This is a genomic window from Amycolatopsis sp. NPDC004378, from assembly GCF_053602455.1.
The window spans coordinates 1362693-1384058 of record NZ_JBSGDR010000001.1; the positions used below are offsets into that span (position 1 = coordinate 1362693).

A 21366-nucleotide genomic window follows, 5' to 3' on the forward strand; every position below is an offset into this window, starting at 1 on the left:
CTCGTTCGGCAGAGCAGGTTTCGTGATCACGCTCGTACTCGGCGGAGACGTCAACATTCAGGGCCGCGCGAAGCCGTCGACCGCCTTCGCGGGACTGGATCCGCTGCTCAAGGGGGCCGACGTCCGGTTCGTGAACCTCGAAGGCCCGCTCGACGCGGCGATGGCCGAAGCGCTGACGTCCCCCCGCATCGACGTCGTGTCGTGCGCGAACGACCTCACCCACCCGCCGAGCCTCGCCGTGCTCGACGCCGCGGGGGTCGCGCACTGCGGCGCCGGCCCGAACCTCGATGCCGCGCACGCACCCGCCGTGCTCGAGCGCTCCGGCGAGAAGGTCGCGTTCCTCGCCTACACCTCACTTCGCCCCCATGGCGCGCCGTTGGACTTCCCGGGTGTCGCGCAAGCGTTTGCGACCACGGCGTACCAGCCCGATCCGCGCGTCGCGGAGATCCCGGGCCGGCCACCGCTGGTCCGCACGGCACCCGTGCCCGAGCACCTCGACCGGCTCGTCGCCGACGTCAGGCGCGCGAAGCAGGACAACGACCACGTCGTCGTCTCGATGCACTGGGGCCTGCCGGGGCCCGAACTCGCGGAATACCAGGTCACCTACGGCCGCGCCGCGATCGACGCCGGCGCCGACCTGGTCGCCGGGCACGGGCCGCACACCGTCCAGGCCGTCGAGGTGTACCGGGGCCGGCCGATCCTCTACAGCCTCGGCAACCTCGTCTTCGACTGGCCGGCGATGCGCGGCCGGCACGTCGACGGGCTGCTGGCGGGCTGCATGTTCGGCGACGAGCCGCGGCTCGAGCTGATCCCGGTGCGCCGCACCACCGGCAACGAGTGCGAACCGCTCGCCGGGGACGAAGCGGGCAAGGTGCTGCAGTACGTCGCGGGTCTTTCGGCTCGGCGCTCGACGAACGTCTCCATCAGGGACGGAATCGCGTCCGTAGCCGTTGGCGCGTAACCGAACGCGCGCGGGCGGTGACAGGATCTGGCGCGCCTGTCACCCATCCGGCGCATCTGCCTTAAATGCTCCCTAAGGACCGGAACAAGCCGCGTGAAGCGGCGGTACGGTCTGCGAGAGCCGCCGGAAAAGTGGCACAGACCACTCCTCGACAGCTCTCGATCGGCACGACGCGGGGGGAGGGAGAACGGTCATGTGGGGGCTGGTTGTTCTCAGCTGCGTGTTCGTGCTGGTGCTGGGGATAGCCGCGGTCGTGGACCTCAAGGACCACGACCGCGGCGAGCACCACGTCTAGCGCACGGCCTGCTTCGCTTTGTAGCGGCCGAAAAGCGTCCTCGCGCCGGCGAGCGCGACGCGCCCGGCGCCCTTCGCGCTCGCGGCCAGGACCGTCGTCCAGTCGAAGTAGTCGCGCCACAGCACGATCCGGCCGCCTTCGACCTCGAACGTGCCGCACACCCAGAACTCCGCTTCCCACGCGCCGCGGCGCAGCACGTCGGTGCGTTCGGTGAGCACGACGTTGCCGTCCACGGCTATGTGGTGCGTGCGCGCCTCGAACCCGGACCCGAACCGGGCCATCAGACGCAACTGCTTCTCGACCGCCGCGACGCCGCGGGCGGGCGGCAACGGCACGTTCTGGTACACGATGTCGGTCGCCGCGAACGTCAGCGCGCGGTCGATGTCGAGGTCCTCGAGGGCCTTCAGGAAACCGGTCACCACTGCCTGGGGTTGTTCGGTCATGGCCCCCAGGCTAGGGCTCAGTACGGCCGGTCGCCCGCGATGGCGACGCGCTCCGCGATCCGGACGTGCGGGTGGTAGTCGTTGACCGCGTAGTGCTGCGTCGCGCGGTTGTCCCAGAACGCCACCGAATTCGGCCGCCAGCCGAACCGGACCTGGAACTCCGGCGTGTGGGCCTGCAGGAACAGGTACCGCAGCAGCCGGTCGCTCTCGGCGCGGTCCAGGCCGACGATGTGCGTCGTGAACGCCTGGTTGACGAACAGGGTGCGCCGCCCGGTCTCCGGGTGCGTCCGGACCACCGGGTGCTCGACGGGCGGGAACTGCTCTTGCCACTGCGCCAGGAGGGCGGGATCGGAGAACCGGTCGAACCCGGGGAGGTAGTCGTGCACGGCGGTGAGCCCGTCGATGCGGGCGCGGACGTCTTCGGGCAGGTTGTCGTACGCGGCGGCCATGTCGGCCCACAGTGTGTCGCCGCCGACCGGCGGCACCTCGATCAGCCGCAGCACCGAGCCGAGCGCCGGCTTCGGCCGCCAGGTGACGTCGACGTGCCAGATGTTCTCGTAGCCCGGCATGGCGGCGGTGCGCTCGAAGCGCGTGACGGCCTCGTCGTCGCCCTTCGGGATGAACGGGTTGGTCTCCAGCTCGCCCCAGTTCGCGGCGAACGCGCGCTGCTGCGCCGACGTGATGTCCTGGTCGCGGAAGAAAAGCACCTTCCACGCGAGCAGCGCGCGGTTGAGCTCTTCGCGCGGTTCGGGCGTGAGCGGCCGGCCGAGGTCGACGCCGTCGATCTCGGCGCCGATCACCCGGCCCAGCGGGCGGAGGGTGAACAGCTCGTACTTTTCCTGCGGTTCCCGCAGGATTCGCGGACCTTCGACGATGCCATCGGCGGGCGTGACGGCTTCGCGCAGCTGAATCCGGGCAGGGAGGTCTACGGACATGGCTGTGCTCCAAGGGTTTTCGGAAGGATTCGGACGCCGGGACTCGCGTCAGGCAGGGGGCGAGCCCAGGCGGCCGCGGCGCAGCAGGAGCTCCACGGTGCCTTCTCCGACCGACCGCTCGGAAGCGCGGCCGAGCCACCGGACAGGCGTGCTTTCCGAGGTGGCGGGCATGCGTTCATGGTGGCTTTCTTCCCGAGTTGCGGTCAAGACGTCCACTTGGTGGAACGCCTCAACGCCGCAGGTCACCGCGATGCGGGCGGCCGGGGAGCATTTGGCAAGATCTTCCACGATCGGGTGAGCGCCCATGGACGACGGAGGTCCCCATGCCGGACGGCAGAGGCTCGCGGATCGACGGTGACATCCCGGTGCTTCGGAACCTCCCGAAGCGGCCGGACCGGCTGCGCGCGGCAGCCGACCTGCTCGACCAGGCCGCGGCCGCCGACGACAAGGCAGCGGGGCGGTTCGCCGAAGCCCGCGTCGACTCGACGCCGTTCGGCATCTCGGGTCAGGCTCGCGAGCTCGCGGCGCGCTGGTCGTCGGCCTTGGCGGCGCGCGAAGCCGACGCGCGCGTCCTCGGCGACGCGACGTCCGACCTGGCGGGCCGGCTGCGCATGGCGGCCGAAAGCCCCCGGAGCACCGGCTTCCGGGGGCGGATCGCGGTGGCGCCGTGACCGCTCCGCTGTTCGAGCACCCGGCCCTGACCGCGGCGGCCGCCGAGCTGGCACCGCTGCGCGCGGCGGCGGGCCGCGTCGGCGCCCCGGACCCGGTGACGGCCCTGCGCCACCTGGACTGCTCGCCGGCCGCGATCCGCCGGTCCGCGTCGACGGTCGACGCCGGCGCGCTGGTGGTGACGTCGGCCCAGGCGGAGTTCCGCGCGGGCGTCGAAGCCGCGGAAACCGGCGGCAGCGCGGAAACGTTCGGCACGTGGGCGGACACAGTGGACGATCAGTACGCGGCGGCGGCCCGCGCCGCCGCGGAGACGGCCGCGCTGGGCGCCGAAATCGCCACGCGCCTGGACGACCTGGCGGTGTCGGCGTCGACGGAGGTCCGCGAACTGGCGTCCGCCGCCTCGACGGCGGTGTCGGCGGTGCTGACGGGCGACCGTTCGGCCGAGGTGGTGAGCACGGTCAGCACGACGTGCGCGGCGGTGGTCCGGACGGTGTCCACGAAGATCGCGTCGCTGTCGTCGTTGGTCGCGGAGCTGGAGCCGCTGACCGCGCCGGTCGTCGAGCTCAGCTGAGCCGTTCGCGCGCCCAGGCGTCGAACGACCGGGCGGGGTGCCCGGTGACCCTGGCGACGTCGAGCGAGACGGGTTCCGGGTCGTCGACCAGTGAAGCCCAGTAAGGCAGGGCGCTTTCCGCGAATTCCCTGCCCAACTGTCGGGTCGCTTCGTCCAGGGGTTGTTCTTCCCATTCCGCGGGTGTTCCGAGCACGTCGCCGATGATCCTGACCTGGTCGGCCTGGGTGAGCGCTTCGGGCCCGGTGACGAGGTAGATCCGTTGGGCGTGGTCTTCGGTGAAAGCTTTGACGGCCATGTCGGCGACGTCCCGTTCGTGCACGAGGGAGCGCCTGGCCCGGCCGTAGGGCGCCCGGACTTTGCCGGTTTTCGCCTGCGGCACCCAGCCGAGCGTGTTGGCGGCGAGGCCGGTGACGCGGAGGAAGGTCCAGTCGCCGGTGACCTTCGTGATCGCTTCTTCCACTTCACCCCAGAGACCACCGTCCTCCGCCGCGGCGGAGGAGAGGTAGACGATCTTCTTGTCCCTGAAGGGTTTTACGGCTTTGTCGATTCCGTCCGCGGTGAAGAAGGGCCAGAGGAAGTAGACGGCGTCCACGTCCCGCGCGGCTTCGGCGGGATCGGTGATGTCGCCTTGGACGACGTCGGCGCCTTCGGGAGCCCTGGCGCGGTCACGGACGAGCACCCTGGTTTCGATGCCCGCGTCCAGCAACCCCGCGACGACGTGGCGCCCGGTGGTCCCGGTGGCGCCGGTGACGAGGACCTTCATGGCGTGCTCCTTCGTGGTCAGGTGGTGCCGACCACGCTCACACTTCGAGGGCCCTTCAAGTCAAGCCGCGTTCCGCGGGGAGTTCCCGGAACGCCGGAACCCCCGGCCAGCTGGGCTGACCGGGGGTCCGGGTGAGAGCGGTGGCGGTGGGATTTGAACCCACGGACGGGGATTAGCCGTCACACGATTTCGAGTCGTGCTCCTTCGGCCGCTCGGACACGCCACCGCCGAGAACAATACCGGAGGGTCGTCGCGGGTCTCACGAGGGGTCGGCGGCCCGGCCGTTGCGCCACTTGACCTGGGCTTCCCGCACGGCGCTCGTCGCCTTCGCGCGGACGTCGCGGGCCACCGCGCGGACCCGGGCCGGCCGCGGCCCGCCGACTCCGGACGGCGGTTCCCGGTCAGCGAAGCGTCGCGAAGTACGTCTCCAAGACCGAGGCGCATTGCCGCTCGAGCACGCCGCCGTGCACTTCGGGGCGGTGGTTGAGACGGCGGTCACGCACGACGTCCCACAGCGACCCCACGGCCCCCGTCTTGGGCTCCCACGCGCCGAAGACGAGCCGGGCGACCCTGGCCAGGACGAGCGCGCCCGCGCACATCGTGCACGGCTCCAGCGTCACCGCCAGTGTGCAGCCCTCCAGCCGCCAGCCGTCGTCCACCACCCGGGCCGCCGCGCGCAGCGCGAGGATCTCCGCGTGCGCCGTCGGGTCGCCCAGCTCGACGCGGGCGTTGCGCGCCGCCGCCAGGGGTGCGCCGTCGGGGCCGAACACGACCGCCCCGATCGGCACGTCCGCGCCGGGAGCCCGCGCGGCTTCCAGCGCGGCCTCCACGGCCTCGGTGTCGGACGGGCGTCTCAGAGCTCGTCCAGGAACTTGACGAACTCGCTGCCGAACCCGCAGCGCTGCGCGACCATCTGCAGCTGCTCGTCCGGGTAGAGGTCGACCTCGGCGACGATGACCTGCAGCTCCGGCCCGGGCAGCCCGAGATCGGCGAGGATCTCCAGGTCGCCCTCGGGCCAGACGGAGTCGTCCTCCTCGTCGGGCGGGTCGACGCGCAGGACGTCGAGGACGTCCGCCGCGATGTCGTAGTCCAGCGCCGCCGCCGCGTCCGAGAGCAGCAGCGACGGCCCCCGTGGGCTCGGCCGGACGATGACGAAGAACTCGTCGTCGACCGCCAGCAGCCCGAAGCTCGCGCCGGTGGAACGTAGTTTGCCCAGTTCAGTGATCGCCGCGTCGAGCTCGGTCAACGCCCCCGGGTCGAGCGCGCTGCACCGCCACCGACCGTCTTCCCGGACCACGGCTGCCGCGAAGCCCGTGACCGGCTCATCCACCGCCATGCGCACACCGTATTCCGCCCCCGGACGGAACGCACGCACGGTGCGCCCGAAGCGCCGCATGGGGCACTATCGGGACCATGACCGGCCCCACTGATCTGCCCACGCTGCCCGGCACGCCGTTCGCCGGCCTCCTCGGCGACGCGCGGGCGCTGCAAGACCGCACGGTCGCGCTGCGGCGAGCCGTGCACCGCCGCCCGGAGCAGGGCCTCCACCTCCCGATCACCCAGGCGGCGATCCGCGAAGCCCTCGCCGACCTGCCGCTGGAGATCACCGAAGGCAAGGCCACGACGTCGCTGACGGCCGTCCTGCGCGGCGCGCGCCCGGGACCGGCCGTGCTGCTGCGCGGCGACATGGACGCGTTGCCGCTGACCGAGGAGACCGGGCTGGACTTCGCGTCCGAGGACGCGGAGTCGATGCACGCGTGCGGGCACGACACGCACGTCGCGATGCTGGCTTCGGCGGCGCGGCTGCTCGCGGGGCGCAAGGACCAGCTGGCCGGGTCGGTCGTGTTCATGTTCCAGCCGGGCGAGGAGGGCCACCACGGGGCCCGGTTCATGATCCACGAAGGCGTGCTCGACGCGGCCGGGACGCGGGTCGAGCGCGCGTTCGGCGTGCACATCCTCGCCAACCTCCGCAGCGGGCTCCTGCAGGTCCGGCCGGGCCCGCAGATGGCGTCCGCGGACTCGTTCTCGGTGCTCGTGACCGGCAAGGGCGGCCACGGCTCCGCACCGCAGCACACCATCGACCCGGTGCCGGCGGCCGCGGCGATGGTCGGCGCGCTGCACACGATGATCACGCGCCGGGTCAGCGTGTTCGACCCCGCGGTGCTGTCGGTGACGCGGATCCAGGCCGGCACGACGACGAACATCATCCCGGAGACCGCCGAGCTGGAGGGCACGATCCGCACGCTGTCCGAGCAGACGCGCTCGCTGGTCCGCACCGAGCTGCCGAGGGTGTGCGAACAGGTCGGCGCGGCGTACGGCTGCCGCGTCGTCGCCGACGTCGAGCCGGGCTACCCGGTGACGGTCAACGACGAGCGCGTCGCCGCCGAAGTCCTGGCGCTCGGGGAAGCCGTGCTCGGCCGGGAGAACGTCGAACTGATGGCCGACCCGCTGATGGGCGCCGAAGACTTTTCCTACGTCCTGCAACGCGTTCAGGGCGCGTACGCGTTCCTGGGCGCGTGCCCGCCCGGCGTCGACCCCGTCGAGGCGGCGGCGAACCACTCGAACCGGGTGGTCTTCGACGAGGACGCCATGCCGAGCGGGGTCGCGATGCTCGCCGCCTTCGCGCTGGACGCCCTCCGCTAGGGCCCGGTCCGCGACGGACGGCCGTCTTCGAGGTGGCCGGCGAAGCGACGGCGCCACCCCGGCGCGTTCAGCGTGACGTCGTACCAGCCGTTCTTCGCCGGCACCGGGAAGTCGCGCGTGCCGCCCGGCGCGAGGGTGACGCCGTTCAGCGCGACCGGCTCCGGCCCGCTGTTGGTCACCGTGATCCGCAGCGCGGGCGCGTCCGTGTAGGCGACGGCCGCGTCGAGCCCGGCGCCGCCCGAGGCCTCCACGACGAAGCCGTTCGGGCCGTGGATCGCGATGTCGTACGACTCGCCGTACGCGATTTCGCCCGTCATCTCACCGCGCGGGCCGACGTCGAAGCGTTGTGACGCGCCGCCCGCGTGGTAGGCGTACGCGGCCAGCTGCAGCGCCTCCGTCCCGTGGTTGGCCAGGTGCAGCCGCAGCGCGCCCGGCCCGGCCGTCACCCAGGCGACCGGCTGGTACGGCAGCGGGCGCGCCTTGGCCGTGCCGGGGTCCTGCACCAGCGCACCGGGCCCCAGCCCGGGCTTCGGCAGCCGCGGCTGCGTCCGGGCGGCTTCGGCGCGCAACGCGTTCGCGTCCGGCAGCGACGGGATCGACGGGTCGTGCGCGCGGAAGTCGAAACAGCTGGTCAGGTCGCCGCAGATCAGGCGTCGCCACGCCGAGATGTTCGGCTCGCGCACGCCCGTCCACGTCTCGAGGAAACGCAGCACCGACGTGTGGTCGAAGACCTGCGAGTTCACCCAGCCGCCGCGGCTCCACGGCGAAACGACGGTCATCGGCACGCGCGGACCCAGCCCGATCGGCGCCCCCGCACCGGACGCCTCGCCCCGCTCCGGCCGGTTCCCCGGCAGGTACTCGCCCGGCGTCCCCGGCGGCGGCGTCGGCGGGACGACGTGGTCGAAGAACCCGTCGTTTTCGTCGTAGTTGATGAAGACGACGGTCGATTCCCACAGCTCCGGCTTGTCCCACAACGCTTTCAGCATCCGCAGGACGTAGGCGGCGCCGTCGACCGGCCGCGCGGCCGGGTGCTCGCAGTAGCCGTACGGCGCCACGACCCACGACACCGCCGGCAGCGTCCCGGCCGCGCAGTCGGCGATGAACTCGGCCAGGGCGTGGTCGAGGTCCTCGCCCTTGCCGGAGTCGGGCAGGAGCTTCTTGCGCAGGTTTCCGCGTTCGGCCAGCCGGCGCTTCACCGGGTCCATCGAGTACAGCGCGTCGTGGAAGTTCCGGAACAGCCACAGCGGGTTGTCGCCGTAGTCGCCGGCGAAGTGCTCGGGGACGCCGCGCTCCTCGTCGTTCGCGTAGATCCGCCACGTGATCCCCGCGGCCTCGAGCCGTTCCGGGTACGTCGTCCAGCGGAACGACGGCTCGTAGTCCGGGAAGTTGTGCGTGACGGGACCGCCGGCGACGCCGTCCGGGTCGACGGTGCCGGTCCAGTGGAACAGCCGGTTCGGCTGTGTCGGGCCCTGCATCGAGCAGAAGTAGCTGTCGCACAGCGTGAACGCCTTCGCGAGCGCGCGCTGGAACGGGATGTCGTCGTCCGTGAAGTACCCCATGGTCATGGGGCCCTTCGCGGTGACCCAGCCGTCGTACGCGCCGCCGTTCCACGCGCGGTGCGTCGTGTTCCAGTCGTGCGGCAGCTCCGTGAGGTCCTGGCCGTCCACAACGGACGTGTCGATGCGGAACGGCAGCACCGGCGCGCCCTTGCCGCGCTGGCCGAAGACGTCCCGCAGCGCAGAGCGGTCGCCGAAACCGCGGACGCCCGCCATGGTGCCGTAGTAGTGGTCGAACGACCGGTTCTCCTGCATCAGCACCACGACGTGCCGGACGTCGTCGATCGTGCCCGCTCGCGAGGCGGGAGCCGCGCACGCGGCCGGCAGCGAGCCGGCGACGGTGGCCGCGGCCACGCCGCCGAGCACCGTGCGCCGCCGGACCCGGCCCATGCCCACCTCCTCGGGTGAGCTTTCCCCACGTCCGCGGGCCGGACAAGGAGTACGTTCGCCGCCGAGAGAGGAGTTCCCATGCTCGGCTCAGCGGAATTGGTGGCCTTCGCACCCTCGGCCGACCTGGAGCGCTCACGTGCCTTCTACACGGATGTCGCCGGGCTCGAGTTCATCGAGCAGTCCCCCTTCGCGTGTGTGTTCCGCAGTGGCGCGACCATGCTCCGCGTCACCGCCGTCGCCGAGTTCACGCCGCAGCCGTTCACGGTTCTCGGCTGGGCGGTCGCCGACATCCGGGCAGCGGTGGCCGAACTGCGTGGCCGTGGCGTGGAGTTCCTCACGTTCGACACGCTGCCACAGGACACCGACAAAATCTGGACCACGCCCGGTGGCCGGATCGCGTGGTTCGCCGATCCGGACGGCAACGTGCTGTCCTTGACCGAGTTCACTGGCAATTAAACAACAGTGTTGATTTAATGGCCCGCATGACCGACCTCGACCAGCTCGCCGACCAGGAGGACCGCCTCCAGTTCACGAAGTTCGACAACGAGACGGCACTGGCGCTCGGCGCCCAGCTGCTCGCCGCCGCGCGCGAACGCGGGCTGCCGGTGACCATCTCGGTCCGCCGCAACGGCCAGCGCCTCTTCCACGCGGCGCTGCCGGGCACGTCGGCGGACAACGACGCGTGGATCGACCGCAAGAGCCGCGTCGTGGACCGCTACGGCCACAGCTCCTTCCTGGTCGGCTCCCGGTTCCGCGCGAAGGGCGGCTCGTTCGAGCAGGACTCCCGCCTGAACCCGGACGAGTACGCGGCCCACGGCGGCGTTTTCCCGGTGATCGTCCGCGGCGTCGGCCCGGTCGGCACGGTGGGCGTGTCCGGCCTGCCCCAAGCCGACGACCACGCGTTCGTCGTCGAACAGCTGGAGCTGTTCCTGGCCTAGCCGTTCCGCAGGATCACGACGCGACCGCGAAAAGGGCTGGCGCCCCTTGCTACCGTCGAAGACATGAAGCGCGCAGCGAACACGACGACGCCGGAAAGTGTCCCGGCGCGCTGATCCATGCTCACGAAAGCCCGGGGCGGTCGCCCCGGGCTTCGTCTTGTGGTCACCGCCTCGCCGTCCGCGAGGAGACCACCATGCCCGATCACCGCAAGCTCGGCCGTGAGCTCGGCCTGTTCGGCGGCGACCCGCTCATCGGCGCCGGCCTGCCCTACTGGCTGCCCGACGGCGCGCTCGTCCGGCACAGCCTGGAGGAGTACGTCCGCGGCCTCGAACGGCGTGCCGGCTACCAGCACGTCCATTCGCCCGTGCTCGCGAAACGCGAGCTGTACGAGGTTTCCGGGCACTGGTCGCACTACCGCGACGACATGTACCCGCCGATGGACGTCGGCGGCGAGCAACTCGTGCTGCGGCCGAGCCTGTGCCCGCACCACGCGCTGATCTACCGTTCGCGCGGCCGCAGCCACCGGGAGCTGCCGCTGCGGATGGCCGAGCTCGGCGCGATGTACCGCAGCGAGCTGTCCGGCGTGCTCGGCGGCCTGAACCGGGTGCGCGCGATCCAGCTCAACGACGCGCACGTCTTCTGCACCCTCGACCAGGTCGAGGCGGAGGCGGCCGCGGCGCTGGACCTGATCCGGCGGGCCTACGACGCGCTCGGCATCAGCCCTTCGCGCTACCGGCTTTCCCTCCCGGGTCCCGGCGGGAAGTACGTGGCCGGGAACTGGGACCGGAGCGTCGAAATCCTGCGTTCGGTCCTCGACGGGCTCCCGTACGACGCCGTCGAGGGCGAAGCGGCCTTCTACGGGCCGAAGATCGACGTCCAGATCGCCGACAGCGCGGGCCGCGAATCGACCCTCTCCACCGTCCAGGTCGACTTCCACCAGCCCGCGCAGTTCGGCCTCGAGTACGTCGGCGCGGACGGGGCGAAGCACCGGCCGGTCATGGTGCACCGCAGCATCATCGGCAGCGTCGAACGCGCGGTGGCGCAGCTGGTCGAGGTCCACGGCGGCGCGTTTCCGGCCTGGCTGGCGCCGGTGCAGCTGCGGCTGCTGCCGGTTTCCGCCGCGGAGCTGCCCTACGCGCAGTCGCTTTTGGACAGGTGCGGGGAGCTGCGGGCCGAGATCGCGGCGGAGGGCAGCCTCGGCGCGCGGATCCGGGACGGGCGGCTGGTGCCGGTCCAGGCCGTGATCGGGCCGCGGGAAGCGGCGGCGGGTCTTCTTTCGCTGCGGCTGCGTGACGGAAGCCGCGTCGACGCCCAGCCGGCCGCGGACGCGCTGGCGTGGGTCAGCGCGTCGTCGCGGCCGCCAGCCAGTCGAGGGCCGGCTTCAGGCTTTCCGGAGCGGCCCAGCCATTGATCACCGCGAGCAGCCGGAGGTAGCGCTCCCGGCGCGGGTCGTTGACGGCGTCGAGCCATTCCCGCAGCTCATCGGGGCCGCGCCGGAGACCGTCGACGATCGCGGCGGCCTCCGGCGAGCCCGGTTCGACGCCGGCTTCGAGGGCCGGCCCGACGGCGTCGCGCACCTCGGCCGCGAAGTCACGGCGCAGGCCGCCTTCGTGCTGCTCGACGAGCCGGCGCAGGACGGCGCGAAACTCCTTGTCCTGAGTTAGCCCGGCAAGTTCGATCCAGGCTTCGACCTGGGCGGGGGCGGGGTTCTCGGGCAGTTCCGGGGTCAACGTGCGGGCGACCCCGGCGAGTTCGGGGCGGTCGCCCAGCGCTTCGGCGAGGAAGTCGTCGACCAGGCGACGTCGTTCCCCTTCGGACAGTCGGGCCAGCTCGTGCATGAGCGTCGTCTCCTCGGGGGTCGAACCGCGTTTCGCCACGGTCGTCAGCACCGCGTGCCGTACGCGCAGCACGCGGATCTGCAGGTCCAGGGCCTCGGCGTGCCTCGCCGCGACGTCGGCGACGGTCGCCTCGCCGTCGACGATCCGGCGGATCGTGGCGACGTCGACCCCCAGGTCCCGCAGGGTGCGGATCAGGCCGAGCCGGGCGAGCGCGGCGTCGTCATACCGGCGATGACCTGCGGTGGTGCGTCCGGACGGCGGCAGGAGGCCGCGGTCGGAGTAGAACCGGACGGCCTTGATCGTGAGGCCGGTCCGGCGGGCCAGCTCGCCGATCGAATACCGCATGCCGTCAGCCTGGCACCTCCCCTCGGGGGAGCGGCAAGCGTCAGGTTCGCCCGATCGTGTCGATCACATGTTCGACTTTTCGCGGTAATGTCGATCACATGAGCGAACGAATCAGGTCTCTTCCCGGATCCGGGTCACCAGCTGGGTCGGGTTCACGAACCGCAACGCGACGAGAAGGAGCACGAGCATGGAAGCGGTGTAGATGGTCGCCATCGCGTCGACCGACTGGTTCGCGCGGATGCCCGCGGCGAACACGGAGTTGTAGAGGGCGACGACGAGGGTCGTCGAGTCCGGGCCGGCGGTGAGGAACGTCAGCTCGAACATGCCGACCGTCCGGACGAGCACCAGGATCGAGGCGGCCAGGATCCCCGGCAGCAGCAGGGGACCCAGGATCCGGGTGAACACCGAGACGGTCCGCGCACCGGACATGCGCGCCGCGGCTTCGATCTTCGGGTCGATCTGCTCGATGAACGGCGTCATGGTCAGCACGACGAACGGCACCGACGGCACCAGGTTCGCCAGGATGACGCCGGTGGTCGTGCCGGCCAGGTGGAACTTGTAGAGCACGGTGGCCAGCGGAATGCCGTAGGTGATGGGAGGGATCAGGATCGGCAGCACGAACAGCAGCATCACCAGGCGCTTGCCGGGGAACGAGCGGCGAGCCAGGGCGTAGGCGGCCGGAACGCCGACGGCCACCGACACGGCGATCACCACCAGGGCGACGACCGCCGTCGTGAGGAGGACGTCCGAGAGGCCGAACTCGCGCCAGGCGTCGGCGTACCAGTGGGTGGTGAAGCCGTCCGGGAGCCAGGTGCCGAACCACTGCTTGCCGAACGAGTCGACGACCACCGAGAGCACCACACCGGCGAGGTTGACGAAGAAGAACACGACGACGGCCCAGACGACCCAACGTCCGGGACGCGCGACCCAACCGGTCATCCCTTGCCTCCGGTCGCTCCGCGGTACAGCGTGCCGCGCCACGCCATCACCAGGCCGATCACGATCAGCATGACCACGGCCATGAGCATCGCGACGGCCGAGCCCATCGAGTAGTCGTACTCCTCGAACGCGGCGTGGTAGGCCGCGATCGAGATGACGCGCGTCTCGTTCGCGGGGTCGCCGACGAGCTGCGCGCTCGGGAAGACGGAGAACGCCATGACGAACGAAAGGCAGAAGGTGATCGCCAGGCCGGGAGCCAGCAGGGGCAGCGTGATCCGCCGGAAGCGCTGGACCCAGTTCGCGCCGAGGGTCGCGGCAGCCTTCTCCAAGGAGGGGTCGATGCCGGAGAGATAGGACAACGTCAGCAGGAACGAGAACGGGAAGCCGGTGATCACCAGGGAGAGCAGCACGCCGGTGTAGTTGTGGATCAGCGGGAGCGGCTGGTCGGTGACGCCGAGGACGGTGAGCACCTTGTTCAGCCAGCCCGCCGGCCCGCCGTACATGATCAGGCCCTGCGCGGTGAGCACCGTGCCGAGCGTGATCGGCACGACGAGGATCGTCGTCAGGAGGCGCTTGCCCCGCACGCGGCCACGCATGACGTAGGCGATCGGGATGCTGGCGAGGACGTTGACGAACGTCGCGGGCAGCGCGATCGACAGCGTGGTCCAGATGGTGTCACGGAGGTAGGGATCACTGAAGAACCGCGCGTAGTTGGCGAAGACACCACCCTTGCGCGGGGCGAAGGACAGCTGGAGGCCGTAGAGGAAGGGGTACAGGAACAGGCAGAGGATGACGAGCAAGCCGGGCACGAGGAGCACCAGCGTCCGGTCGACCCCGCGTTCGGCGAGCCGGTGCCGAAGCGCCGGGCGGGCACTCACCACGGCGGTCACGGCGCGACCGCCAAGGCAACCCGCGCAGCGAGCGCGGCGAGACCACTGGAGCGGCCCCCATGGCTCGCACGGACCACTGTGACCGTGGCGACCGGGGCGGCCAGGCCAACCCGGGCGGCGGCATTCGCGGCGGTCATGGCGCGAACACCAGGACCCGCTCGGCCGGCACGCCGATCTGGACCGTGTCGCCCGGCGCCAGGCGCTTGTCGGTCCGGAAGTAGACCGGCAGGCCGCTCGCCAGCCGGGCCGAGATCGACAGCTCGCGGCCGTGGTACTCGACTATCTCGACCGTGACGTCGAGGGCGTTGTCCGCGCCGTCGCCGACCACGAAGTCCTCCGGGCGGATCGCCACCTTGGCCGGGCCCTCCGTGCGGGAACCGCGGCCCGTCAAGCGGACGCCGGTGCCCTCGACCGTGACCGTGGTGCCCGTCGTGGCGGTGATCGTCAGGTCCAGGAGGTTGCGGTAGCCCATGAACGACGCGACGTAGCTGTTCACCGGCTGGGCGTAGACCTCCTCGGGGGTGCCGATCTGCTGGACCGCGCCCTCGCGCAGCACCACCAGGCGGTCGGCCAGGGACAGGGCCTCTTCCTGGTCGTGGGTGACGTACACCGTGGTCAGGCCCAGCGTCTGGTGGAGGCGGCGGATCTCCATGCGCATCTCGAGCCGGAGCTTGGCGTCCAAGTTGGACAGTGGCTCGTCCATCAGGACGACCGGGGGCTCCAGCACGATCGCGCGGGCGATCGCGACGCGCTGCTGCTGCCCGCCGGAAAGCTGCGCGGGGAACTTGGCCGCGTGGTCGGTGAGCTGCACCAGGCGCAGAGCCTCGTCGACCCGGCGGCGGGCGTCGGCGCGGCCGACCTTGCGCATCTTGAGGCCGAAGCCGACGTTGCCGCGGACCGTCATGTGCGGGAACAGCGCGTAGTTCTGGAAAACCATCCCGAACCCGCGCTGCTCCGGCGGCTGCCCGTCGATGCGGGTGTCGTCGAGCCAGATACTGCCGCCCGTCAGGGGCAGCAGGCCGGCCAGGCAGTTGAGGGCCGTCGACTTGCCGCAGCCGGACGGGCCGAGCAGGGCCACGAACTCGCCGCGGGCGATGGCGAGGTCGAGGCCGCTCAGGGCGTTCGCGGAGCCGAAGCTTCGCGAGACCCCGTCCAGCCGCAGCTGCTCGAACGTCACTTCTTGCCGACCTTCGAGCCGCCGACCAGCTGGTTCCACTTGTCGAACGCCTTCACCTGCTGCTCGGCCGGCAGCGAGGTCTCCTTGGGGTACTGCGCGATCCACTGCTCGTACTCCGGGCGCCCGAACTGCTTGATCGTGTCCTGGCTCTTCTGCGGCGCCATCTGCAGCGTGACGTCCTTGACCGCCGGGCCGGGGTAGAAGTAGCCGTCGTCGTAGGCGATCGCCTGCTGGTCCGGCTTCAGCATCCACGCGATCAGCTGCAGGATCGCCGACTCCTGGTCGGGGGACAGGCCCTTGGGGATGAGCGCGTACTGGGCGTCGGTGACCCAGTGCATCGGCTGCATGATCGCCGTCTTCACGGTGTTGGGCACCGTGCCGAGCTTGCGCGGGTTGATGTCCCAGCCGGTCGTCGACATGATCATGTCGACCGAGCCCGACGCCAGGTTCTTCATCGTCTCGGTGGTGCCGGACGGGTAGTACTTCACGTACTTGCCCAGCTCCTGCAGGAACGCCCAGGTCTTGTCCCAGCCCTTGTCCGGGTCCTTCGGGTCCTTGTCGCCGAGCAGGTACGGCAGGCCCATCAGGAACGTGCGACCCGGGCCGGAGTTCGACGGCTGGGCGTACTGGAACTTCTCCGGGTGCGCCTTGGCCCAGTCGAGCAGCGCCTGCGGGGACGCCGGGGCCTGCGGGACCGCCGACGGGTTGAACTCCAGCAGCGGGCCGGACGGGTAGTAGACGATCTCGACGCCGTAGCCGTTGGCGAGCTCCTGCATCTTGGCCGCGGGCTCGAGGTAGTTCTGCATCAGGTTCGGGAACCGGCTCGAGAAGTCCGGCAGCACCTTGGCCAGGGTGCCGTTCGCGATGCCGGCGGACAGGCCGTCGGTGCCGCTGAGGACCAGGTGCGTCTGGGCGACGCCGCCGTCCTGCTCGGCCTTGAGCTTGCCCGCCATGCTCGGTGCGGGCGCCGTCGAATAGGTGACCTTCGAGAGCACTTCCGGGTGCGCGGCCTTGAAGTTCTCGATCATCTGCTTGGTCAGCTGCAGGTTGCCCGCGATGTCGAGGATGTTCAGGTCGACGGGCTTGCTCGGCTTGTCCGGCACGGCCGACGGGTTCGCCGCCTGGCCGCCGTCACCGCCCGGCGCCCCGCAAGCCGCCAGGCCGGCGGTGAGGCTCACCGCCAGCAGCACTCGTCGGAATCGGAAGCCGGTGCGACGCTGCATGGCTGCTCCCTGGGTCCGTGATAATGTTGTATGTCGCATCGTATATCAGATCGGACATGCCAGTGGCGAGCACTTCTTCGGCCAGGAGGCCGCCGCCGCCCGTGTCGCGCACGGATTTCGTGCGGGACGCGATCAAGGAAGCGATCTTGAGCGGGGAGTTCGGGCCGGGCGAAACGCTCGCCGAGGCCGAGGTCGGCGCGCTGCTCGGGGTGTCGAAGACGCCGGTGCGCGAAGCACTGCGGATCCTCGCGGGTTCCGGTTTGGTCACGATGAGCACGTACAAGGGGGCGGCCGTCCGGGTCATGGACGCCGAAAGCGCGCACGCGGTGTTCGACCTGCGCGCCCTCCTCGAGCCCGAGGCCGTCCGGCGCTCGGTCGAGCTCGGCGCCGATTTCACCGAGGCGAGGAGCGTGCTCGCGGAGGTCGGGACCGGTACCGACGCCACCGACCGCGCGAAGGCCAGCCTGACGAACCGGCTGTTCCACCGTGCGCTCTACGCCGGGTGCGGGAACCCGCTGCTGGTCGAGATCCTGGACGGCCTGCGCGACCAGGCCGCGCTGATCACCGTCACCGGCTGGGGCATCAGCCCGACGTGGCAGGGCGAAGCGGCCGAGCACCGGGCGATCCTGACCGCCGCCGAGAGCGGGAACGCCCGGCAGGCCGAGCACCTGCTGCGCCGGCACATCACGGATTTCCTCGATCGGGTCGCGTTCGGGCTCCGAGGCGAAGACGGCGAACACACCGCAGACACGAAGGGGGCCCGATGACGTTCGAGCAGCAGAGGCGGCGGCTTTCCGGGGTGGTGGCCATCCCGGTCACGCCGTTCGACGCCGAGGGCGCCGTCGACGGCCAGACGTACGCGAAGCTCGTCGACCGGCTGATCACCGGCGGCGTCGAGGTCGTGACGCCGAACGGGAACACCGGCGAGTTCTACGCGCTGGACGCCGGCGAAGCCCGGCAGTGCCTGGAGGTCACGGTCGAGGCCGTGGCCGGCCGGGCGAGCGTGCTCGCCGGGATCGGGCACGACGTCGCGTCGGCGACGAGGGCCGCGGCGCACGCGCGGGACGCCGGGGCCGACATGATCATGATCCACCAGCCGGTGCACCCGTACATCTCCGGCGACGGCTGGGTCGACTACCACGCCGCCATCGCGGCCGCGGTGCCCGAACTCGGCGTGGTGCTCTACGTCCGGAACCCGGCGATCTCCGGCGAGCAGCTGCGCGCGCTGGGCGAGGCCGCGCCGAACGTCATCGGCGTGAAGTACGCCGTGCCGGACCCGGTGCGCTTCGGTTCGGTCGCGCGGGACGCGGGCTTCGAACGGTTCGTGTGGATCGCCGGCCTGGCCGAGCTCTCGGCGCCCGGGTACTTCGCCGTCGGCGCCACCGGCTTCACGTCGGGCCTGGTGAACGTCGACCCGGCGATCTCGCTGGAGATGTTCCACGCACTGTCCACAGGGGACTATCCTGCCGCGATGGCGGTCTGGGAGCGGATCCGGCCGTTCGAAGAGCTGCGCGCGGCGAACGGGAACGCCAACAACGTCAGCGTGGTCAAGGACGCGCTCGCCCAGCTCGGCCTCTGCCGCCCGGACGTCCGGCCGCCGAGCCGGCTGCTGACAGCCGGCGAACGCGAGCGGATTTCCGGTTTGCTGTCGTCGTGGGGGCTCGCCTGAGACCTGCCCGTCACCTGAGCTTGGCACGCTGTACAGGTCGCGGCGATTGCCATCGGGCGGCCGGGGTGAGACCCTGGGGCCATCCGCGGAGCGAGCCCGCGGGCAGGCCCCAGTGGCCCTTATCCCGGATCGGGTCCGGCGTGTCATGACCGGAAGCCGTTGCTGGACAAGCGTTTCAGCTGACCAGGACGGCGGACATGACTTCGCTCCAGGCTTTGGAAACCACGCGCGGAAGCGACTTCGCCGAGCTTTCGCGGCTCATCAAGGACGCGGGACTGCTGCGGCGCCGACGGCGGTACTACGCCGTCCGGATCGGGCTCAACCTCGCCGCGTTCGGCGGCGGCTGGGTCGCCTTCGCCTACCTCGGCGACTCGTGGTGGCAGCTGCTCCTCGCCGCGTTCTTCGCGATGATGTTCGCGCAGCTGTCGTTCGTCGGGCACGACGCCGGGCACAAGCAGATCTTCCGCAGCCGCCGCGCGAACGACGCCACCGGGTTCGTCCACGGTGGACTCACTGGGCTGAGCTACGGCTGGTGGATCGGCACGCACGCGCGGCACCACGCCAACCCGAACCACGAGGACGAGGACCCGGACGTCGACATCGCCGCGCTCGCGTTCAGCAGGGCGCAGAGTTCGCGCAAGCGGGGGTTCCTGCGCTGGGTGGCGAAGTACCAGGCGTTCCTGTTCTTCCCGCTGCTACTGCTCGAAGGCCTGAACCTGCACGTCTCGAGCGTGAAGGCGGTGCTGCGCAAAGATCTTCGCCGCCGCAAACTGGAGTCCGCGCTCTTGATCGCCCACCTCGCGGCCGTGTTCATCGTGCTTTCGCCGCTGACCGGCGTCATCTTCATCCTCGTGCACCAGTTCCTGTGGGGCCTGTACATGGGCTGCTCGTTCGCGCCCAACCACAAGGGCATGGAGATGCTGTCGACCGGCCACGAGCTCGACTTCCTGCGCAAGCAGGTGCTGACGTCGCGCAACATCCGCGGCGGCCGGGTCGTCGACTTCGCGCTCGGCGGGCTGAACTACCAGATCGAGCACCACCTGTTCCCGAGCATGGCCCGGCCGAACCTCCGGCACGCGCAGGTGATCGTCCGGGACTTCTGCGCCCGGCACGGCATCGCCTACGCCCAGTGTGGCTGGGCCCGCTCGTATGGCTACGTGCTGCAGCACCTCCACGAGGTGGGTGAGCCGCTCCGGACGGCGAAGGCCTAGTCCGCCCGCCCGAACGCGGCGAACACCGCCGGGACGAACGTCGTCACCTCGGCCACCAGCCGTCGACAACCTCCAGCGCGTTGAACCCGAACGCGGGGAGCCGGCCGTCGTGGCGGAGGTCCGTCACCACCGCCGTGGCACGCGTCCGGCGGAACGTCTCCTGCAAACCATGCCCCGCGTGACGACGGCGACCCCGGAAATTTAGCTTCGCGCAGGTCAACCGGGGTGTGGCCGAAGTTACTCGCGCGTCAATACGGAGTAAGCGGACGACGGAAACGCGTCAGGACGGCATTCACGGGGGACGCGCGGCGAAGGCGGCGGCGGTGTCCTGACGGAGTCCGATCCGCCGTGATGCCCGGAGGCACCCCGTGACGCTCAGCGAGCTTCTTCCCAGCCTCGGCTGCGAAGCCGCCGATCACCTCGAGCCAGGAGTCTGGCCGCGAAGCACCCGACTCGGCGAAGACGGCGAACTCCTCTTCGCCGGCGCGAAGGTCAGCCACCTCGCCGCGCGCTTCGGGACGCCGGCGTACTTCGTCGACGAACAGCAGGTACGCGACGTCGCCCGCGAGTACCGCGAAGCGCTGCCGGACGTCGAAGTCGCGTACGCGAGCAAGGCGCTGTGTACGCGCTCTGTACTGCGCTGGGTCGCCGAAGAGGGGTTGTCGCTCGACACGTGCTCCGCGGGCGAGATCGCCGTCGCGCGCTCAGTCGGCTTCCCCGCGGAGCGGATGCTGCTGCACGGCAACGCGAAGACGCCCGAAGACCTGAAGGCCGCTCTCGAGTACGGCGTCCGGCGGATCGTCGTCGACTCGCTCGACGAGATCGCGCAGCTCGGCGCGCTCACCCCCGGCGCGCAGCAGGTGATGATCCGGGTGACGCCGGGGGTCGCGGCGGGGGCGCACGCGGCCATCAGTACCGGCACCGAGGGCCAGAAGTTCGGGTTTTCCCTGCTCGACGGCGTTCCGGACAACGTCGACGCGGCGGTGCGCGCGGTCCGGGGCCAGCCTGGCCTGCGGCTGGCCGGGCTGCACTGCCACATCGGCTCGCAGGTCTCGCGCGTCGACCGGTACGAAGCCGCCGCACGACGGATGGCCGAGGTGCTGGTCCGGATCCGCGACACCCACGGCCTCACGCTGCGAGAGCTCGACCTCGGCGGCGGGCACGCGGTGCCGTACGTCGGCGGCGAGCCCGCGTTCGACCTCGGCGGCTACTCGCGACGGCTGCGCGTGGCCCTCGGCTACGAATGCGCGGCGCACGGCTTTCCGGTGCCGCGGCTGACGATCGAGCCGGGCCGCGCCATCGTCGGGCCGGCCGGGATCACCGTGTACCGCGTGTGCGCGGTCAAGCGCGGCACCCGCACATTCGTCGCGGTCGACGGCGGCATGAGCGACAACGCGCGGCCGTCGCTCTACGGTGCCCGCTACACGACGCGCCTCGTCGGGCGCCGCTCCCGGGAGAAGCGCGTCCCGATGACCGTCGTGGGCCGGCACTGCGAGTCGGGCGACGTCCTCGCCGACGGCCTCCTCCTGCCCGGTGACCTGCGCGCCGGCGACCTGCTGGCCGTGCCCTGCACCGGCGCGTACCACCACTCGCTGGCGTCGAACTACAACCAGGTCGGCCGGCCACCGCTGGTCGGCGTGAAGGACGGCGTCGCGACGCTGCTGGTGCGCCGGGAGACGGAGGAGGACCTCAGCCGCCGCGACCTGGGCTGACCACGGCGAGTCCGATGTGGATGGTGCCACGGCAACCGGGCACCCCGGCCGCGGACTGCTGCCGATGGCGTAGTCCGACCCGCGGGTCGGCCGAACACCGGGCCCCACTGCGCGGTCGTCCGGGCCGGGTGAGCGCGCCCGCTGTGCGCGGGGCCGCAGATCCGCCCGTGAACCGCCTCGGAATGCCTTGTGATTTT

Annotated in this window: 22 protein-coding genes and 1 tRNA gene; 11 read left to right on the forward strand and 12 right to left on the reverse strand. The window is 71.0% G+C overall.

The genetic code is table 11. The features are described 5' to 3' along the window. Window positions 1-22: 22 nt before the first annotated feature. Window positions 23-961, forward strand: a complete 939-nt coding sequence (locus tag ACWEN0_RS06690) for a CapA family protein (protein WP_451969528.1) — start codon at window positions 23-25, stop codon at window positions 959-961. Between the two features lie 291 nt (window positions 962-1252). Here the strand turns inward: ACWEN0_RS06690 and ACWEN0_RS06695 are convergent, their stop codons facing one another. Continuing rightward, window positions 1253-1699: a limonene-1,2-epoxide hydrolase family protein gene (locus tag ACWEN0_RS06695; RefSeq protein ID WP_451969530.1), complete on the reverse strand. Its 447-nt coding sequence runs from the start codon at window positions 1697-1699 to the stop codon at window positions 1253-1255. A gap of 17 nt (window positions 1700-1716) precedes the next feature. Then, window positions 1717-2634, reverse strand: a complete 918-nt coding sequence (locus ACWEN0_RS06700; protein WP_451969531.1) for a TauD/TfdA dioxygenase family protein — start codon at window positions 2632-2634, stop codon at window positions 1717-1719. 323 nt (window positions 2635-2957) lie between these two features. On the opposite strand from ACWEN0_RS06700, the gene ACWEN0_RS06705 reads away from it, so the two are divergent. Then, the gene (locus ACWEN0_RS06705) at window positions 2958-3305 is read left to right on the forward strand and encodes a hypothetical protein (protein WP_451969533.1); all 348 of its coding nucleotides are present in this window, start codon (window positions 2958-2960) and stop codon (window positions 3303-3305) included. Next, the gene (locus ACWEN0_RS06710) at window positions 3302-3874 is read left to right on the forward strand and encodes a hypothetical protein (RefSeq protein WP_451969534.1); all 573 of its coding nucleotides are present in this window, start codon (window positions 3302-3304) and stop codon (window positions 3872-3874) included. The genes ACWEN0_RS06705 and ACWEN0_RS06710 overlap by 4 nt, the downstream gene beginning before the upstream one ends. Here ACWEN0_RS06710 and ACWEN0_RS06715 read toward each other — a convergent pair. From ACWEN0_RS06715 to ACWEN0_RS06730, 4 genes are all read right to left on the reverse strand, one after another. Next, window positions 3867-4637, reverse strand: coding sequence for an SDR family oxidoreductase (locus tag ACWEN0_RS06715; RefSeq protein ID WP_451969536.1), 771 nt, complete (start codon window positions 4635-4637; stop codon window positions 3867-3869). The genes ACWEN0_RS06710 and ACWEN0_RS06715 overlap by 8 nt on opposite strands. Window positions 4638-4775: 138 nt before the next feature. Then, a tRNA-Ser gene (locus ACWEN0_RS06720) sits at window positions 4776-4863 on the reverse strand. A gap of 175 nt (window positions 4864-5038) precedes the next feature. Beyond that, window positions 5039-5467 (reverse strand): nucleoside deaminase, encoded by a 429-nt coding sequence (locus ACWEN0_RS06725; protein WP_451969538.1) that lies wholly within the window; start codon window positions 5465-5467, stop codon window positions 5039-5041. A gap of 23 nt (window positions 5468-5490) precedes the next feature. Next, a complete protein-coding gene (locus ACWEN0_RS06730) occupies window positions 5491-5973 on the reverse strand; it encodes a tRNA adenosine deaminase-associated protein (RefSeq protein ID WP_451969540.1) in 483 nt (160 codons plus the stop codon). A gap of 77 nt (window positions 5974-6050) precedes the next feature. Here ACWEN0_RS06730 and ACWEN0_RS06735 point away from each other — a divergent pair, with 77 nt between their 5' ends. After that, a complete protein-coding gene (locus ACWEN0_RS06735) occupies window positions 6051-7280 on the forward strand; it encodes a M20 metallopeptidase family protein (RefSeq protein WP_451969542.1) in 1230 nt (409 codons plus the stop codon). Here ACWEN0_RS06735 and ACWEN0_RS06740 read toward each other — a convergent pair. After that, a complete protein-coding gene (locus ACWEN0_RS06740; protein ID WP_451969544.1) occupies window positions 7277-9226 on the reverse strand; it encodes a phosphocholine-specific phospholipase C in 1950 nt (649 codons plus the stop codon). The two genes, ACWEN0_RS06735 and ACWEN0_RS06740, sit on opposite strands and share 4 nt — an antisense overlap. A 78-nt stretch (window positions 9227-9304) precedes the next feature. On the opposite strand from ACWEN0_RS06740, the gene ACWEN0_RS06745 reads away from it, so the two are divergent. The 3 genes from ACWEN0_RS06745 (at window position 9305) to thrS (ending at window position 11576) form a co-directional block, all read left to right on the forward strand. Next, window positions 9305-9682, forward strand: a complete 378-nt coding sequence (locus ACWEN0_RS06745) for a VOC family protein (protein WP_451969546.1) — start codon at window positions 9305-9307, stop codon at window positions 9680-9682. Between the two features lie 26 nt (window positions 9683-9708). Next, on the forward strand, window positions 9709-10164 hold the full coding sequence (locus ACWEN0_RS06750; protein WP_451969547.1) for a heme-degrading domain-containing protein: 456 nt from the start codon (window positions 9709-9711) through the stop codon (window positions 10162-10164). Between the two features lie 113 nt (window positions 10165-10277). Beyond that, a complete protein-coding gene (thrS, locus tag ACWEN0_RS06755) occupies window positions 10278-11576 on the forward strand; it encodes a threonine--tRNA ligase (RefSeq protein WP_451969895.1) in 1299 nt (432 codons plus the stop codon). Here thrS and ACWEN0_RS06760 read toward each other — a convergent pair. The 5 genes from ACWEN0_RS06760 to ACWEN0_RS06780 form a co-directional block, all read right to left on the reverse strand. Then, a complete protein-coding gene (locus ACWEN0_RS06760) occupies window positions 11506-12348 on the reverse strand; it encodes a MerR family transcriptional regulator (protein WP_451969549.1) in 843 nt (280 codons plus the stop codon). The two genes, thrS and ACWEN0_RS06760, sit on opposite strands and share 71 nt — an antisense overlap. 111 nt (window positions 12349-12459) lie before the next feature. Beyond that, window positions 12460-13287 carry an ABC transporter permease gene (locus ACWEN0_RS06765; RefSeq protein ID WP_451969550.1) on the reverse strand — a complete coding sequence of 276 codons (828 nt, stop codon included), beginning with the start codon at window positions 13285-13287 and terminating at the stop codon, window positions 12460-12462. Next, window positions 13284-14177 (reverse strand): ABC transporter permease, encoded by an 894-nt coding sequence (locus ACWEN0_RS06770; protein WP_451969551.1) that lies wholly within the window; start codon window positions 14175-14177, stop codon window positions 13284-13286. Before ACWEN0_RS06770 ends, ACWEN0_RS06765 begins: the two co-directional genes overlap by 4 nt. Window positions 14178-14310: 133 nt before the next feature. Beyond that, window positions 14311-15354, reverse strand: coding sequence for an ABC transporter ATP-binding protein (locus ACWEN0_RS06775; RefSeq protein WP_451969553.1), 1044 nt, complete (start codon window positions 15352-15354; stop codon window positions 14311-14313). Continuing rightward, the gene (locus tag ACWEN0_RS06780; protein ID WP_451969554.1) at window positions 15351-16577 is read right to left on the reverse strand and encodes an extracellular solute-binding protein; all 1227 of its coding nucleotides are present in this window, start codon (window positions 16575-16577) and stop codon (window positions 15351-15353) included. The genes ACWEN0_RS06775 and ACWEN0_RS06780 overlap by 4 nt, the downstream gene beginning before the upstream one ends. 62 nt (window positions 16578-16639) lie before the next feature. Here ACWEN0_RS06780 and ACWEN0_RS06785 point away from each other — a divergent pair, with 62 nt between their 5' ends. From ACWEN0_RS06785 to lysA, 4 genes are all read left to right on the forward strand, one after another. Next, window positions 16640-17344 (forward strand): GntR family transcriptional regulator, encoded by a 705-nt coding sequence (locus tag ACWEN0_RS06785; protein WP_451969897.1) that lies wholly within the window; start codon window positions 16640-16642, stop codon window positions 17342-17344. Then, window positions 17341-18246, forward strand: a complete 906-nt coding sequence (locus tag ACWEN0_RS06790) for a dihydrodipicolinate synthase family protein (RefSeq protein WP_451969555.1) — start codon at window positions 17341-17343, stop codon at window positions 18244-18246. Before ACWEN0_RS06785 ends, ACWEN0_RS06790 begins: the two co-directional genes overlap by 4 nt. Before the next feature lie 197 nt (window positions 18247-18443). After that, window positions 18444-19457, forward strand: a complete 1014-nt coding sequence (locus tag ACWEN0_RS06795; RefSeq protein WP_451969557.1) for a fatty acid desaturase family protein — start codon at window positions 18444-18446, stop codon at window positions 19455-19457. Window positions 19458-19825: 368 nt separating this feature from the next. Next, window positions 19826-21169 (forward strand): diaminopimelate decarboxylase, encoded by a 1344-nt coding sequence (gene lysA / locus ACWEN0_RS06800; RefSeq protein WP_451969558.1) that lies wholly within the window; start codon window positions 19826-19828, stop codon window positions 21167-21169. Window positions 21170-21366 lie beyond the last annotated feature (197 nt).

What these genes read in the sequence shown, in the direction of transcription:
- ACWEN0_RS06700 (WP_451969531.1), bottom strand. Translation starts at nt 2,634, where the DNA reads ATGTCCGTAGACCTCCCTGCCCGGATTCAGCTGCGCGAAGCCGTCACG.
- ACWEN0_RS06760 (WP_451969549.1), bottom strand. Translation starts at nt 12,348, where the DNA reads ATGCGGTATTCGATCGGCGAGCTGGCCCGCCGGACCGGCCTCACGATC.
- ACWEN0_RS06715 (WP_451969536.1), bottom strand. Translation starts at nt 4,637, where the DNA reads ATGAAGGTCCTCGTCACCGGCGCCACCGGGACCACCGGGCGCCACGTC.
- ACWEN0_RS06730 (WP_451969540.1), bottom strand. Translation starts at nt 5,973, where the DNA reads ATGGCGGTGGATGAGCCGGTCACGGGCTTCGCGGCAGCCGTGGTCCGG.
- ACWEN0_RS06750 (WP_451969547.1), top strand. Translation starts at nt 9,709, where the DNA reads ATGACCGACCTCGACCAGCTCGCCGACCAGGAGGACCGCCTCCAGTTC.
- ACWEN0_RS06795 (WP_451969557.1), top strand. Translation starts at nt 18,444, where the DNA reads ATGACTTCGCTCCAGGCTTTGGAAACCACGCGCGGAAGCGACTTCGCC.
- ACWEN0_RS06790 (WP_451969555.1), top strand. Translation starts at nt 17,341, where the DNA reads ATGACGTTCGAGCAGCAGAGGCGGCGGCTTTCCGGGGTGGTGGCCATC.
- ACWEN0_RS06735 (WP_451969542.1), top strand. Translation starts at nt 6,051, where the DNA reads ATGACCGGCCCCACTGATCTGCCCACGCTGCCCGGCACGCCGTTCGCC.
- ACWEN0_RS06740 (WP_451969544.1), bottom strand. Translation starts at nt 9,226, where the DNA reads ATGGGCCGGGTCCGGCGGCGCACGGTGCTCGGCGGCGTGGCCGCGGCC.
- ACWEN0_RS06780 (WP_451969554.1), bottom strand. Translation starts at nt 16,577, where the DNA reads ATGCAGCGTCGCACCGGCTTCCGATTCCGACGAGTGCTGCTGGCGGTG.
- ACWEN0_RS06695 (WP_451969530.1), bottom strand. Translation starts at nt 1,699, where the DNA reads ATGACCGAACAACCCCAGGCAGTGGTGACCGGTTTCCTGAAGGCCCTC.
- ACWEN0_RS06705 (WP_451969533.1), top strand. Translation starts at nt 2,958, where the DNA reads ATGCCGGACGGCAGAGGCTCGCGGATCGACGGTGACATCCCGGTGCTT.
- ACWEN0_RS06745 (WP_451969546.1), top strand. Translation starts at nt 9,305, where the DNA reads ATGCTCGGCTCAGCGGAATTGGTGGCCTTCGCACCCTCGGCCGACCTG.
- ACWEN0_RS06765 (WP_451969550.1), bottom strand. Translation starts at nt 13,287, where the DNA reads ATGACCGGTTGGGTCGCGCGTCCCGGACGTTGGGTCGTCTGGGCCGTC.